Source organism: Lysinibacillus sp. 2017, assembly GCF_003073375.1.
Classification (GTDB): domain Bacteria; phylum Bacillota; class Bacilli; order Bacillales_A; family Planococcaceae; genus Solibacillus.
The window spans coordinates 649523-664422 of the sequence record NZ_CP029002.1; the positions used below are offsets into that span (position 1 = coordinate 649523).

Annotated in this window: 16 protein-coding genes and 1 pseudogene; all 17 read left to right on the forward strand. The window is 34.6% G+C overall.

Annotated features, from left to right (window positions below; all coding sequences use genetic code 11):
* The 17 genes and pseudogenes from DCE79_RS02845 (at position 1) to DCE79_RS02920 (ending at position 14898) form a co-directional block, all read left to right on the forward strand.
* The gene (locus DCE79_RS02845; RefSeq protein WP_108711614.1) at positions 1-567 is read left to right on the forward strand and encodes a DUF6470 family protein; all 567 of its coding nucleotides are present in this window, start codon (positions 1-3) and stop codon (positions 565-567) included.
* A gap of 14 nt (positions 568-581) precedes the next feature.
* Positions 582-1025 carry a flagellar assembly protein FliW gene (gene fliW / locus DCE79_RS02850; RefSeq protein WP_108711615.1) on the forward strand — a complete coding sequence of 148 codons (444 nt, stop codon included), beginning with the start codon at positions 582-584 and terminating at the stop codon, positions 1023-1025.
* Positions 1026-1247, forward strand: a complete 222-nt coding sequence (gene csrA / locus DCE79_RS02855) for a carbon storage regulator CsrA (RefSeq protein WP_108711616.1) — start codon at positions 1026-1028, stop codon at positions 1245-1247.
* Positions 1248-1718: 471 nt separating this feature from the next.
* Positions 1719-1905: pseudogene (locus DCE79_RS18925) on the forward strand (flagellin); the annotation flags it as partial.
* A 165-nt stretch (positions 1906-2070) separates the two neighbouring features.
* Complete coding sequence (locus tag DCE79_RS18930) at positions 2071-2277, forward strand: flagellin (protein ID WP_369916807.1); 207 nt, start codon at positions 2071-2073, stop codon at positions 2275-2277.
* 110 nt (positions 2278-2387) lie between these two features.
* Entirely contained in the window at positions 2388-3530 is a 1143-nt protein-coding gene (locus DCE79_RS02865; protein ID WP_108711617.1) for a flagellin N-terminal helical domain-containing protein, read from the forward strand.
* 157 nt (positions 3531-3687) lie between these two features.
* Positions 3688-4038 carry a hypothetical protein gene (locus DCE79_RS02870; protein WP_108711618.1) on the forward strand — a complete coding sequence of 117 codons (351 nt, stop codon included), beginning with the start codon at positions 3688-3690 and terminating at the stop codon, positions 4036-4038.
* Positions 4039-4048: 10 nt separating this feature from the next.
* On the forward strand, positions 4049-5902 hold the full coding sequence (locus DCE79_RS02875) for a motility associated factor glycosyltransferase family protein (protein WP_159083041.1): 1854 nt from the start codon (positions 4049-4051) through the stop codon (positions 5900-5902).
* Positions 5902-6897 (forward strand): NAD-dependent 4,6-dehydratase LegB, encoded by a 996-nt coding sequence (locus DCE79_RS02880; protein ID WP_108711620.1) that lies wholly within the window; start codon positions 5902-5904, stop codon positions 6895-6897. Before DCE79_RS02875 ends, DCE79_RS02880 begins: the two co-directional genes overlap by 1 nt.
* Positions 6894-8039, forward strand: a complete 1146-nt coding sequence (locus DCE79_RS02885; protein WP_108711621.1) for a LegC family aminotransferase — start codon at positions 6894-6896, stop codon at positions 8037-8039. Before DCE79_RS02880 ends, DCE79_RS02885 begins: the two co-directional genes overlap by 4 nt.
* A gap of 67 nt (positions 8040-8106) precedes the next feature.
* The gene (gene neuC / locus DCE79_RS02890) at positions 8107-9264 is read left to right on the forward strand and encodes a UDP-N-acetylglucosamine 2-epimerase (RefSeq protein ID WP_108711622.1); all 1158 of its coding nucleotides are present in this window, start codon (positions 8107-8109) and stop codon (positions 9262-9264) included.
* 10 nt (positions 9265-9274) lie between these two features.
* The gene (locus tag DCE79_RS02895) at positions 9275-10333 is read left to right on the forward strand and encodes an aspartate aminotransferase family protein (protein WP_108711623.1); all 1059 of its coding nucleotides are present in this window, start codon (positions 9275-9277) and stop codon (positions 10331-10333) included.
* Between the two features lie 3 nt (positions 10334-10336).
* A complete protein-coding gene (neuB, locus tag DCE79_RS02900; RefSeq protein WP_108711624.1) occupies positions 10337-11410 on the forward strand; it encodes an N-acetylneuraminate synthase in 1074 nt (357 codons plus the stop codon).
* The gene (locus tag DCE79_RS02905; RefSeq protein ID WP_108711625.1) at positions 11407-12402 is read left to right on the forward strand and encodes a peptidoglycan bridge formation glycyltransferase FemA/FemB family protein; all 996 of its coding nucleotides are present in this window, start codon (positions 11407-11409) and stop codon (positions 12400-12402) included. Before neuB ends, DCE79_RS02905 begins: the two co-directional genes overlap by 4 nt.
* Positions 12403-12472: 70 nt before the next feature.
* A complete protein-coding gene (locus tag DCE79_RS02910; RefSeq protein ID WP_108711626.1) occupies positions 12473-13141 on the forward strand; it encodes a class I SAM-dependent methyltransferase in 669 nt (222 codons plus the stop codon).
* Between the two features lie 60 nt (positions 13142-13201).
* Positions 13202-14224, forward strand: coding sequence for a nucleotidyltransferase family protein (locus DCE79_RS02915; RefSeq protein WP_369916796.1), 1023 nt, complete (start codon positions 13202-13204; stop codon positions 14222-14224).
* The gene (locus tag DCE79_RS02920) at positions 14221-14898 is read left to right on the forward strand and encodes an acylneuraminate cytidylyltransferase family protein (RefSeq protein WP_108711628.1); all 678 of its coding nucleotides are present in this window, start codon (positions 14221-14223) and stop codon (positions 14896-14898) included. The genes DCE79_RS02915 and DCE79_RS02920 overlap by 4 nt, the downstream gene beginning before the upstream one ends.
* Positions 14899-14900: the final 2 nt, after the last annotated feature.

Here is a 14900-nt window from a genome sequence, read left to right on the forward strand (position 1 = left end):
ATGCGATTCCCGCAAATACAAATTAATACAACCGATATAAAAATGGACTATACGATTACTAAGCCATTTCAGCGTATCGAACAGCCACAAGCTAACTTAAATATTGAACAACCAGCAGCAACGCTAGAAATTAATACGACAAATGCACGACTTGATATTAACATGGACCAAATGTGGCGTGATTTAGGTATGAAGCCAACAGGTGAATTTATTAAAGAATATGCACAAATGGGACGACAAGAATCACTAAAAGGGATTTCTCGTCGTGTAAGTGAAGGCGAACAAATGATGAATAGTGCTGGTAAAGGTCAAGGCCGAGGAACGATTCAAGGAATTGCCAAGCAAAACCATGGCCCGCATCGTGTAGGTCCATTCAATATTAAATTTATCCCATCGATTGGCTCGGTTGATGTCAACATTACACCAGGTACAACAGATGTGAACATTACGCGCAATGCACCGAAAATTGACGTTCAAGTGAACAAACCGAGAATGGACTTCACTTACGGTAAAGTAAGTGGCAAAATGATTGTAAGGCCAGATGTTGAGATTGATGTACGCGGCTAAAAGGAGAGAAACACATGAACATTGAAACAAAATTTTTAGGCGAAGTCGAAATCCAAGAAACTGAAATACTTACATTTGAAAATGGATTACCAGGATTCCCAAATAACAAAAAATATATCCTTTTAGGTTTAGATGCAGATTTACCGATTGCTCTCTTACAATCTACAGAAGAAGCATCATTAGGCTTTGTCGTAGCGTACCCATTTGCATTCAAAAAGGATTATGCATTTGACTTAAGTGAAGAAGACAAAACAGAATTAAAGCTAGTCGACGAAAAAGACGTAGCTGTTTATACAGTACTGACATTAAAAGAAAACTTCCCAGAATCAACAATGAATTTACTAGCGCCAATCATTCTTAATACGAAAGAAAAGCTAGGGAAACAAATTGTATTGCAAGATAGCGGACAATATCCATTACGCCATCAAGTAGGAGTAGCTGAAGGAAGTGTAAAATAAATGCTTGTATTATCTCGTAAAAAAGGTGAATCGATTATGATTGGCGACCACGTTGAAGTGAAGGTCATCGCAGTCGATGGCGATCAAGTAAAGCTTGGCATCGTCGCACCAAAATCAGTGAAGGTTCATCGTTCAGAAGTATTTGAATCGATTCAACAACAAAACAAAGAAGCACTAGAAGTTGCGCCGGATTTTGTGAAAAACTTAAAGCTGAAAAAGTAAATTAAAATACGCCCTGTAGTCATTTTTTTAACTACAGGGCGTTTATTTTATATAGAAAACAACTAGTAGATTTTGGTGAGTAGTTTATCATAGAGATATATGTGTGACCAATTAGGCTATGATGAAAAGGCTATAACAAAGAAAGTATCGACAAAGAAGGCTATGATCGCCAAGGGTATAACCGCGCAGGTGAATATAAAGTTTAAGTGAAGGGCTACTCGAGTTTGGGTAGCTTTTTTATTTTGAATAAATATAGGAAAACCTACTCTAAGAGATCTAAAAATGGGTGAACTACCAAATAATACTGCCAATAAAAAAGTGTTGACATCATTATATTACTGTAATGGAAGAAATTTTATTATAAATAATGAGTACTATATAGAAATTATTACCTCTTGTCCCATGGATAGAAATCCAGACACTTACATGGAAGCAGGAATAACTATGAAAATTTAACATAATGTCTCAGATCTGAATACGCATCGTAATTTGTACTTCAATAATACGAATGCGAACGGCGCTAGAAAAGTTGTCACCAGGTTACAACATTAACCGTGCTGGTGACGACGCAGAAGGCTTAGCAATATCAGAAAAAATGCGCGGACAAATTCGCGGCTTTAAACATGGCGACAAAAATGCACAGGACGGCATTTCGCTATAGCGAGCGCAGGTGGGCCAAGTTATATTACATATCGGGCAAATAGTGACTAAAATGTAACGGTGATGAATCCATTAGATTTTCGATAAAGCCATTTCAATCTTATCAGATCAACGTGCTTATTTAGGCGCGATGCAAAATTGATTAGAATATACAATAAATAATATAGGCACAACATCAGACAACTTAACAGCGGCAGAATCCCGCATTCGAGATACGGATATGGCAGCTGAAATGATGAACTTCACGAAGCAAAATATTTTGATGCAGGCGGCACAAAGTATACTTGCCAAGCAATCAACAACCACAAGGCGTATTACAACTTTTAGGCTAATAAAAAATAATTTAAAAAATAATTTAAAAAACTATTAAACATTCCGATTCGCTAACGATATATATAGTGTAAAGCAGAGGGACAACCTCAGCTAAGCTTTCCCACAAGGATGTGGGTCAAACAAAAACAATTCAAGGAGGAATTCCAAATGAGAATTCAACATAACATTTCGGCTTTAAACACACACCGTAACCTTGGTTTCAACAACGCTCAAGCGTCTAAAAACCTAGAAAAATTATCTTCAGGTTACAAAATCAACCGTGCTGGCGATGACGCTGCAGGTTTAGCAATCTCTGAAAAAATGCGTGGACAAATCCGTGGTCTTGATATGGCGACTAAAAACGCAAACGACTCTATCTCTCTTATCCAAACAGCTGAGGGTGCATTAAACGAAACACACGCAATCCTACAACGTATGCGTGAATTAGCAGTACAATCTGCCAACGATACAAACGTTCAAGAAGACCGTGAAGCAATTCAAAAAGAGGTTGAACAATTAAAACAAGAAATCACTCGTATTTCTACAGATACAGAGTTCAACACTCAAAAATTACTTGATGGTTCTTTCGGTAAAGGACCAGCAGGTGAAAAAGTATTCCACATCGGTGCAAACTCTAAACAATCTATCGACTTAGGTATCAGTGATACAAGTACTTCAGCTTTAGGTCTTGCTTCAGGTGTAACAGCAGCTTCAGGTATAACAGCACAAACTACTGAAGGAGTAAACGTTACACACTTTAATAAAGGATCGGAAGTATTAGCAAGCGGCTGGTATGCAGATGACCTTTCTACAGCGGCTGTAACAGCAGCTTCAGGCGCTGGCCTGCCTGGTACTGCAGCTTCAGGTGCAAAAGCTGGTGATAGCTTTACTTCTGGTGGTGTTAAGTACACATTTAAAGAACAACAATTGGCTGAAGATGCTGGTTTCTATACTTCTGGTGGTAGCTTAACTACAAAAGCTGCTTCAGGTGAAAGAGTTGAAGCAGGCGGTATTAACTTAACAACTCAAAAAGGTGCAGATGCAGCGATTACTGCGATTGATAAATCGTTAAGTAAAATATCTGATACTCGTTCTAACCTAGGTGCTGTTCAAAACCGTTTAGAACACACAATCAACAACCTTGGTGCAACTTCAGAAAACTTAACAGCTGCTGAATCACGTATCCGTGATACAGACATGGCTGCTGAGATGATGAACTTCACGAAGAACAACATCTTAATGCAAGCTGCTCAATCTATGCTTGCACAAGCAAATCAACAGCCACAAGGCGTTCTTCAATTATTAGGTTAATAGTAGAATTTATAATAGAATTTTTTGAAAACGTATTCCTGTGTGGGAATACGTTTTTTCTTTATGTTATTATTGTACTATCCATTTAATACTATGTATTTTTGCCGATATAATAATAGAAACGATAAATAAATGGTATATGAAACGAGGTATTCATATGGAACAACAACTGATTACTGATACAAAGGAATCCTATTATCTATATGCATCAGGTATTGCACAAGGCTGTAATCAAATTGCTAATGATTTACGAACAGGTCAAATAGAGAATGCATTAAACAGCATTGCTAATCTAGCAGAGGGAATAGAATGGTTATTAAATGTTGAACAAATATTAGCTCAGCATAACTTGAAAATCCGCAGTAGGATTATGGAAGCTAATGAATTTTTAATGGAAGTTAATGATGCTCTAATTCAAAATGATACTATCACGGTAGCCGATTTATTTGAGTATGAAATTCAGCCATTATTCGATAGTGCAAGTGAATGGGCTTTTCAGGAGCAATAGGGGGAGAAATATGATACTTGTAAATAATCGTATTTTATTAAGAAACATTAATCCTAATACTTATAAAAAAATAGTTGCGCTAGAGTCGATTGAACAACGACTAGCTAAAATTGTACCTTCTAAAAGAGGTGTTGCGACTTTGTATGTAGAAAGAGATGGAAATAATAATTATGTACATAGTAAATATGATCCTCTTCGAGAAATCCCTTCTATTTACAATGGCATTAAAGATTTAAGTAATTATGAACATATATTATTTATCGGTACAGGATTAGGCTATCATATTGTAGATGTTTTGGAAAAGTACCCACATATAAAAATATCCATTTATGAGATGGATTTAGAAATTTTAGAAACATTTTTAGCAACTCAAGATTTGAGTAAATTTAAACAAGAACGATTTAAAGAAATCTTTACAATACCTACTGATATTCAGGATATGGAGAAATTTTTTGATCGTTATACAAGAAAATCAATTGATGTTATTTTACCATTTACAAATACATTTTATAAAGAAGAAATAAATGATTTTAGTGAAAAAGTCGTTACGAATTTAAAAAAGAAAAAAGACTCTCTTGGTACGAATGCAGCATTCCAACAAAGATGGATTATTAATTCGATAATTAATGCACCTAAAGTTATGACTACACCGAATATATTATTAAGTGAGAATAATGCTGATTTTGCAGGGAAACCAGTCATTTTGGTTTCGGCGGGACCTTCACTTTCATTTGACTTAGAAGTTATTCGTCGAATAAAAGAAGAGGGAAGAGCTTATGTTTTTGCTGTTGGATCAGCAGTTAATGCTTTAATTACAGCTAACATTATGCCGGATGCATTTTTTACTTATGACCCTACAGAAGCAAACCAAATAGTTGCAAAGGCGATTAAAGATAATAAATTTAATATCCCAATTGTTTTTGGGAGCTCTGTTGGTTTTGAAACTTTACATAATTATCCTGGTAAGATGGTGCATTTTATTACAAGTCAGGATACATTGGCAGAGCATTTATTAAAGCCACCATCAGAAATTGTCGTTTCAGACTCGCCATCAGTTGCTGTCATGACTTTACAAATTCTTTTTAAATTAAAGATGCAGCCTATTATTTTAGCTGGACAAAATTTGGGTTATTTAAATGATACATTTTATGCAGAGGAAATTAAATATGTAAATATGGAAAATAAAATTAGTGAACGGCAAATAAAAGATGCCATTAAAGTGAAGGACGTTTATGGCAATGAAATGTTGACTAATGAATCTTATTTGAGTATGAAAGAGACTTTAGAAATTTTTATACGGAAAAATCCACATATCCCAGTCATTAATACGACAAAAAAAGGAGCTTATATTGAGGGTACAAATTTTGAAGAATTGGAAAGTGTCTTGGAAACAAAGTTAAAAAATCAAAATGTCGTACAGCAACTTTTTGGAAAATTAGAGAGTGAATATTCTATGGAAGCTACAAAAGAAAATTACAAAATTTTGGAAGATAGCTTTGATGTAATGTGGGAGAATTTGCAAAGAGTCCTTGAAAAAATTGAAGTCATTCAAAATACGCATAAATTAGGGATGTATAAAAATATTCAGAAACAGCTTGTAGATTTCGATCTAGAGTTTAGACAAGTAAAATATACACTTTTCTATGATACTATTATTATTCCTATTGTACGTGTACAGCATGAGCAGTTTGTTAAACGTTCAATTGAAGTGCAGGCTACTTCAAGTCTTCAAAAGAAAACAGAGTTATTTATTGAAATTTTTGGAAGCTTTGTAAAAACGATTTTAGCAGCAGTAGTGTATGTGCAACCAGCATTTCAAGAATTAAAGAAAAGTGAAATTTTCAATGAAAAGGATAATGGATAATGAAAATTTTAGTAACAGGAGCTGATGGTTTCATCGGCTCTCACTTAACAGAGCAACTAATCCGTGAAGGTCACGATGTTCGCGCATTTTGCTATTACAATTCATTTAATTCATGGGGTTGGCTAGATAATGCACCTCAGGATATTAAATCACAACTAGATGTATTTACAGGTGATATTCGTGATCCATTCGGTGTGAAGGAAGCGATGAAGGGATGTACACATGTGTTGAACTTAGCGGCGCTTATTGCGATTCCTTATTCATACCATTCACCAGCGACCTATATCGACACGAATATTAACGGGACACTGAATGTTGTTCAAGCTGCACGTGAACTTGGTGTCGAAAAAGTTGTGCATACGTCTACGAGTGAAGTGTATGGTACAGCGCTATATGTTCCAATTGATGAGGATCATCCGTTACAAGGTCAATCACCATATTCAGCATCAAAAATTGGCGCAGACCAAATGGCATTATCATTTTATCGTTCATTTGATACACCAGTTTCAATTATTCGTCCGTTTAACACATATGGTCCACGTCAATCAGCGCGTGCCGTTATTCCGACAATTATTAGTCAGCTAGCGAATGGCAAGGAAACGATTAAACTTGGTGCAGTAAGCCCGACACGTGATTTCAATTATGTGAAAGATACAGTTCAAGGCTTTATTTCAGTTATGAACTCGGAGAAATCAATTGGTGAGGTTATCAATATTGGCTCAAATTATGAAGTATCAATCGGTGAAACAGCTGAAATAATTGCCGATATAATGTGTGTTAATTTAAAAATTGAAACAGATGAGCAGCGCCTGCGCCCAGAAAAAAGTGAGGTAGAGCGTCTTTGGGCTGCGAATCAAAAGGCGAAGGATTTACTTGGTTGGGAACCACAATTTGGTGGCAAAGAAGGCTTCCGTCGTGGTTTAGAGGAAACAATTGAATGGTTTACTAATATGAAAAATTTATCTCAATATAAGGCAGATGTATATAATATATGAATGAGCAATGGATGCAATTTGTAGAACAAGTCAAAGGAATGTATGGAAAAGACTTTGTGCCTTTACATGAACCAACATTTAATGAAAAAGAGCTAGAATATTTAACAGATTGTGTGAAAACGGGCTGGGTGTCTTCAGTAGGTGCGTATGTCACACGTTTTGAAGAGGATTTAGCGAAATTTATTGGCGTAAAACGTGCTGTTGCGGTTGTCAATGGCACAGCGGCATTGCATATTGCATTAAAGGTAGTGGGGGTAAAGGCGGACGACGAAGTGCTAATGCCGTCGCTTACTTTTATTGCAACAGCCAATGCAGTGAGCTACTGTGGAGCAATCCCTCATTTTATTGATGTACACGAAGATACATTAGGTGTGGATCCATTTAAACTAGAAGTTTATTTAAATGACATTGCAGAAGTAAGAAATGGTGAGCTATTTAATAAGCAAACAAATCGCCGCATCAAAGCACTTGTACCCATGCATACATTTGGTCATGCGGTACATGTAGATATGCTAGTTGAATTAGCGGAGAAATATCACTTAGCGTTAGTAGAAGATGCTGCGGAATCTTTAGGTACGTATTATAAAGGAAAACACACAGGCAGCTTTGGTAAGGTCAATGCAATGAGCTTCAATGGCAATAAAATCATTACTACCGGTGGCGGTGGTGCGATTCTAACAGATGATGAAGCATTAGCAGATTATGCAAAGCATTTGACGACAACAGCGAAAGTCCCTCATAAGTGGGAATATGTGCATGATGAAATCGGCTATAATTACCGTATGCCGAATATTAATGCTGCACTTGGTTGTGCACAGCTTGAAAAAATCGCTGAATTCTTAGATCAGAAAAAACAACTGACAGCTAAATATGAACAATTAATTGCTGAGTTAGAAGGAGTTCGTTTATTCGAGCAACCTGACCATAGTAACAGCAATTATTGGCTGCAAACTTTGGTGTTAGATGAATCGTTAAATCGTGATGAGGTACTGGCATTTTTAAATGAGCATGGTGTGATGAGTCGTCCGATTTGGCAGCCGATGCATGAGCTTGAGATGTATAAAGCTGGTCCGATGATGGATTTAATGGTAACGGATATGTTGAAGAAACGTATTGTTAATATTCCGAGTACGCCATTATAAATTATACTATATTATGAAATAGTCATATCTGTAGGTATGATTTTATAAGTTATAAGGAGATATTCAGATGCAAAAGAAAAAAATTTGTGTCGTTACTGGTACAAGAGCAGAATATGGATTATTAAAAAGAATTATTAAATTGATTCAAGTTGAAGATAAATTACAGTTGCAATTATTAGTAACGGGTATGCATTTATCTTCAGAATTTGGCTATACAGTAAATGAGATTGTTGAAGATGGATTTGAGATTAATGAAAGAGTAGAAATTCTACTTTCAAGCGATACTTCTGTAGGAATGGCTAAATCGGTTGCTTTAGGCATTTTAGAATTTTCGACTGTTTTTGATCGTATGAAACCAGATATTATTGTTATTTTAGGGGATCGTTTTGAAATGCTAGCGGTTGCTCAAACTGCTTTGTTTTTAAAGATTCCACTTGCACATATATCAGGTGGGGAAATTACTGAGGGTGCGATTGATGACGTGATTAGACATTCTATTACTAAAATGAGTCATATTCATTTCCCGGCAAATGAAGAATATCGTAATCGAATTATTCAGTTAGGTGAGCAGCCTCACCTCGTATTTAATGTTGGAGATCCAGGAGTAGAGAATATAAAAAAAATGGATTTCCTAACAAAAAAAGAATTAGAACAGTTCTTTAATATGTCTATAGAGAAAATGTTTATTGTCACATATCATCCAACTACTTTGCAAACAGATGACGCTAGCAGACAAATTAAACAATTACTAAAAGCGATAGACTACTTTAAGGACTATAACGTAATTATTACAAAAGGGAATGCAGATTCAGAAGGAAGAATGATTAATGAAATCATAGATGAGTATGCATTATTGAATCATGAACGAGTAAAAGTATATACATCGTTAGGCAGCCTAAGGTATTTAAGTACATTAAAGTATGCAAAAGCCGTTATCGGTAATTCATCAAGTGGCATAGTAGAAGCACCAATTTTAGAAATACCGACAGTAAATATTGGAAATCGTCAACTAGGACGTGCTAAAAGCAATACAATTATAGATTGTGAGAATGATAGTAGAAGTATTATACATGCAATTAGTCGAGCAGTTGAACCTGGTTTTATAGAGAGCTTCAAAGAGCTAGATTTGCAATATGATGGCGATTCTACTTCAGAAGATATTGTTCGTATTCTGAAAAATATAGATTTAAAGAATATTATACAAAAGAAATTTTACGATAAGTGAGGTGAACCTTATGGAGATACGTGTTGGTGGAGATTTTGAATTATCGATAGAGCAATTAGTAGAAGCACCAAAATCTTTATTTGAAAATTTTCTACCTATGCACCTCAATTATATTTGGACTGATATTGGTCGTTCAGCAATTTTACTAGCGCTTATGGATATTGAAAAGAAACCTAGCAAGAAAGTTGTTCATTTACCAACATATATATGTGATGCAGTAAAGCAGCCATTCAAAGAACGTAATTATGAGATTAAATATTATTCATTAGGCAAAACATTAAATAATCAATCACATTTGCCTCTTGTTCAAGATGGGGAAGTTTTTTTATTTGCGCACTACTTTGGGCATCAAAATAAGCTCGTTATTGATTGGCTAAACTCATTATCAAACAGAAATTTTTTTATTATTGAGGATTATGTTCAATCATCCTTAAGTTCATTTAGAAATAATATCAGCGACTATGAAATATTTAGTTTTCGTAAATTTACACCGCAAATTGATGGAGCTTTATTGGTAAGTAAAAATCCAATTGAAGCTGAGTTAGAACAACCTAACAAAACCTTTTTAGAAAATCAATTAAAGGGGAAAATAATTCGGAATTGGACAGACAAAAGTGAATATTTTATTGATGAATTAAAGAATAGTGAAGCTTCTTTAAATAATAAAGTTACAACAAAGTCTATTTCATCTATTTCGAAGTATATAATGGAACGTCTTGATTTTACATTTATCAAAAATAAGCGTGTTGAAAATTGGCGATATTTGTTTAGCGAGTTGGAAAAATATCGTTTTTTCGACCGAAAAGTATTACCACTATTTAGTTTGCTGGCAAAAGATGAAGTTCCTTTAGGATTTGCCGTTCAAATTAAAGAAAATAGAGATAATTTAAGGTTGTTCTTAATTGAAAAAAATATATTTTGTCCAGTTCATTGGCCGTTAAGCTTTCTCTTAAATGAAGAAGATGAACAATTGAGCAACAGCGTATTAACCATTCCGATAGATCAACGATTGGGAATGAGGGAAATAGATTATATAGTGGAATGTTTAAAACAATATTATGGAGGATAAGTTATGGAAACGTATATTATAGCAGAAGCAGGAGTAAACCATAATGGCGATATGAATACTGCAAAAAAATTAATAGATATCGCAAAAAATGCAGGAGCTAATGCCGTTAAATTTCAAACGTTTATTAGTGAGGAAGTTATTAGTACATATGCACCGAAAGCTGAATATCAAATTTCTAATACAGGTAATGATGAAAGCCAATTAGAAATGGTTAAAAAGTTAGAATTGACGTTTGAGGATTTTAGAAAACTAAAAGCGTATTGTGAAGGAATAGAAATTGAATTTTTATCGACACCATTTGATTTGCCAAGCGTAGACTTTTTATTAAAGGAATTACAGTTGAAAACAATAAAAATTCCATCTGGTGAAATTACAAATGCGCCATATTTATTAAAAGTTGCTCAGTATAAACCTCAAATTATTTTATCAACAGGAATGTCAACTTTAGCAGAAATCCAGGATGCTTTAGGAGTGCTTGCATTTGGCTTACTTGGATTAGAAAATCCTTCTATAGAAAACTTTAAAATTGCTTATAATACGGTAGAAGGACAACAGCTTTTGAAGCAGCATGTTTCGTTATTACATTGTACGACTGAATATCCCGCTCCTGTTGAGGAAGTAAATTTAAATGCTATGGACACAATGAAAAATGCATTTCTACTTCCGATAGGTTACTCAGACCATACTGAGGGAAATGCCGTCTCTATTGCAGCTGTTGCGAAGGGTGCAACGATTATTGAAAAGCATATTACGTATGATAAAAATGCACAGGGACCCGATCATAGAGCATCATCAGAGCCAGAAGAATTTACACAATTAGTAACTTCGATTCGAGCAATAGAAAGCGCACTGGGAAATGGTGTGAAAATACCTTCAACTTCAGAGATTAAAAATATAGCAATCGCTAGAAAGAGTATTGTTGCTAAAACGAATATAGAAGTAGATGAAACATTAACAATGGAAAATATTGCTGTTAAAAGACCAGGTACAGGTATTTCACCAATGTATTATTGGGAGATACAAGGCTTCAAAACAGTTAAGAACTTTGATAAAGATGAGGAGATACGTCTACAATGATTGTGGATTTTGAAAAGGCTGTTGATATTTATAATAGAATTGATATAAATGAAAAAACATTTTACTATGATCCAAGCTACATTGAAGCAAGTAGTTTGGATTCGGAAAACTTAAAGTCGATTTTTTTTGCTAAAGAAGAGAATGGCCAATTTTTTTATCATGCAGCATTAATCGGAGAAGTAGGCTTTGAGGGTTATAGAGATTTACAAACACCGTATGGATACGGGGGTCCTTTAATTTCAGGAAGTACTAACTTTAAAGAAACGGTAATCCAAGAATATATTACTTGGTGTAATAAGAATAGAATATTAGTAGAATTTATTCGCTTTCATCCATTAGTTAAAAATGATCAGCACTATTATGGTGAAGTATTAACAAATAGAGATACAGTTGCAATTAATCTAGAAATAGAGGACATATTCCGTAGTTTTAGCACAAGAGTAAAAACAGCCATTAGAGCGGCCAAAAAAAGTAGTGTTCAAATTATTAGCTCGAAGGAATCTCAATATGTAGATAAATTTTATGAGATATATACGGAACTGATGAATGAAAAACAAACATCGGATGAATATTTTTTTAGTAAGAATTATATAAAGGATTTGCTAGATTGTGATAATGTATATTTATTTAATGCGTTAACAGAGAATAACGAAATAGTAGGTTCTTCAATATTTATGCTTTGCGATGGAATAGCAGATTACCATTTATCTGCAACAACAAACTTAGGCAGAATGTTAAATATAAGTCATATACTAATTTATAAATTTGCTGAATATGCAAAGGAACAGGGAGCAAAAAAATTATATTTAGGCGGGGGTACGGATAATTCATCAGCAAATTCTCTTTTATTTTTCAAAAAAGGTTTTTCAAAGAAAATGTATCCGTTTTTAATTGGTTATAAGATTTTTAATCAAATAAAGTATGATGAATATAAAAAAATACATTTGACTGAAATAGGTTATTTAACAAATCGAATATTATTTTATCGTTAAGACTAAATTTTATTAGACTGAACAAGGGATAATGTTAATTAATTAGTAAAATAGGAAGGAGAGTTTTATTATGGCTTGGAATGAAGTGTGGGAAGAGATTTTTAAAGAAAAGGAATGGGGGAAATATCCACCTGAAGAGTTAGTTAGATTTGTTGCCAGAAATTTTTATTCAGCACCAAATAGAAGAGACATAAAAATTTTAGAATTAGGTTGTGGACCAGGGGCAAACGTATGGTATATCTCAAGAGAGGGATTTACTGTTTATGGAATTGAAGGCTCAGCTACAGCAGTTAAAAGAGCAAATTTAAGACTTAATGAAGAAGTTATTGGATGGAGTGGGGAAATTATTCAAGGTGATTTTAGTCAATTACCATATGAAGGTGATTTTTTTGATGCTGTAATCGACAATGAAGCTATCTATGTTAATTCATTTGAAGACTCTAAAAAAATATTCTCAGAAGTACATAGGGTATTAAAACCAAACGGAAAAGTTTTTAGTAAAACTTTTGCTACAGGAAGCTGGGGAGATCAAACGGGAACTAATGTGGGTTACAATGAATGGATTGTTGCTGAAGGTCCACTAAAAGGAACTGGAAATTGTCGATTCAGTAGTGAAGAAGATATTCAAGAATTGTTATTAGGATTTAAATTGGAAGGAATTGAGTATCAGAAAGTAAGCTATGGAAATTTGGAACACGAAGTGAAGGAATGGATTGTAGTAGCTAAAAAAGAAGTCTAACAAAAGTAGAAACTAGATGTAAGCAGGTGCATAATTATTTATAATTACAAAAAAGTTATAGTGAAGTTTTCATCTACTCTATTTGAAACAATGAAAACGATTGATGAGAGTGCACTACAATTTGCAGTAGTAGTAGATGAAACAGGTAAATTACTAGGAACAGTTACAGATGGCGATATTCGTCGTGGTATTTTGCGCGGTGAGGGGTTGGATGTAAAGGTTGGTTCTATTATGAATACGAAGCCAATTAGTGCAAAGAGCGGTTTAAGCGCGGCAAAGTATAAGCAGTTTATGAAAAAAAATAAGTTAAAGCAATTGCCACTTGTCAATGACTTGAATGAAGTGGTGGATATTTTATTTATTGATAAATTTGAGATATCTACAAATAAAAATCAAGTTATTTTAATGCTGGGTGGATTAGGGACAAGATTACGCCCGCTCACAAATGAAATTCCAAAGCCAATGTTACGTGTTGGTAATAAACCAATTGTGGAAACGATTGTGGATGGCTTTAAGCTATATGGCTATACAAACTTTATTTTTTCTGTGAATTATAAAAAAGAAGTTATTCAAAATTATTTTCGAAATGGAGAAGCATTCGGAATTACAATTGAGTACATAGAAGAGCAAAAGCGTATGGGGACGGCAGGTGCCCTGTCATTAATCGAAAATCGTCCAACAGAGCCATTTTTTGTAATGAATGGGGACTTATTGACGCAGGTGAATTTTGATCAATTGATGCAGTTTCATATTGAGCAAGGTGCGGCTGCGACAATGTGCGTGCGGGAGTATGAGTATCAAATTCCTTATGGTGTTATTGAAACGAATGGTACCGATTTGACGGCAATCAAGGAAAAGCCGATTCATCGTAGCTTTGTCAATGCAGGTATTTATGTGTTGAGCCCAGAGGTGTTTGATTATATTCCTTCTGATGTATTTTACGATATGCCGACCTTGTTTGAAAAATTAATTGAGCAGGAGAAAAAAACATCTGTTTTCCCGATTCATGAGTATTGGTTGGATATTGGGCAGATGGATGATTTTAATCGTGCAAATGAGAAGTATAAGGAGCTTTTAGTATGAAGCCAAAAATTTTAGCAATCATTCCTGCACGTGGTGGCTCGAAGGGTGTACCGCGTAAAAATATTCGCAATTTAGCCGGCAAGCCTTTAATTGCATGGACAATAGAAGAAGCAAAAAAATCAAAATATATTGATCGACTTATTCTTTCATCTGAGGATGATGAAATTATTGACGTAGCAAAACAATATGGCTGCGAGGTACCATTTAAACGTCCTTTAGAGCTAGCGCAGGATGATACACCCGGTATTGAACCAGTGTTGCATGCAATTGAGCAATGTCCTGGATATGATTATGTTGTATTATTACAGCCTACTTCACCTCTTAGAACGGGGGAGGATATTGACGGCTGTATTGAAACGCTACTAGCTAGTGATGGAGACTTTTGTCTGTCGGTGACAGAGCCAGAGAAATCGCCTTATTGGATGTATACGTTAGATGATGACAAGATGGTGCCTTTGTTACCGCAGGATAAATTAATTGTGAGACGGCAGGATTTGCCAAAAGTTTATGCGCTTAATGGTGCGGTTTATGTGGGAAAAAGAAGTAGTCTAATTGAAGAACAGTCATTTTTAACACAAAATACATTGGCATTTGTAATGAATCAAATAAATTCAATAGATATAGATTCAGAACTTGATTTAGGGTATTGTGAATTTTTAATAAGAGCGAGGTAATT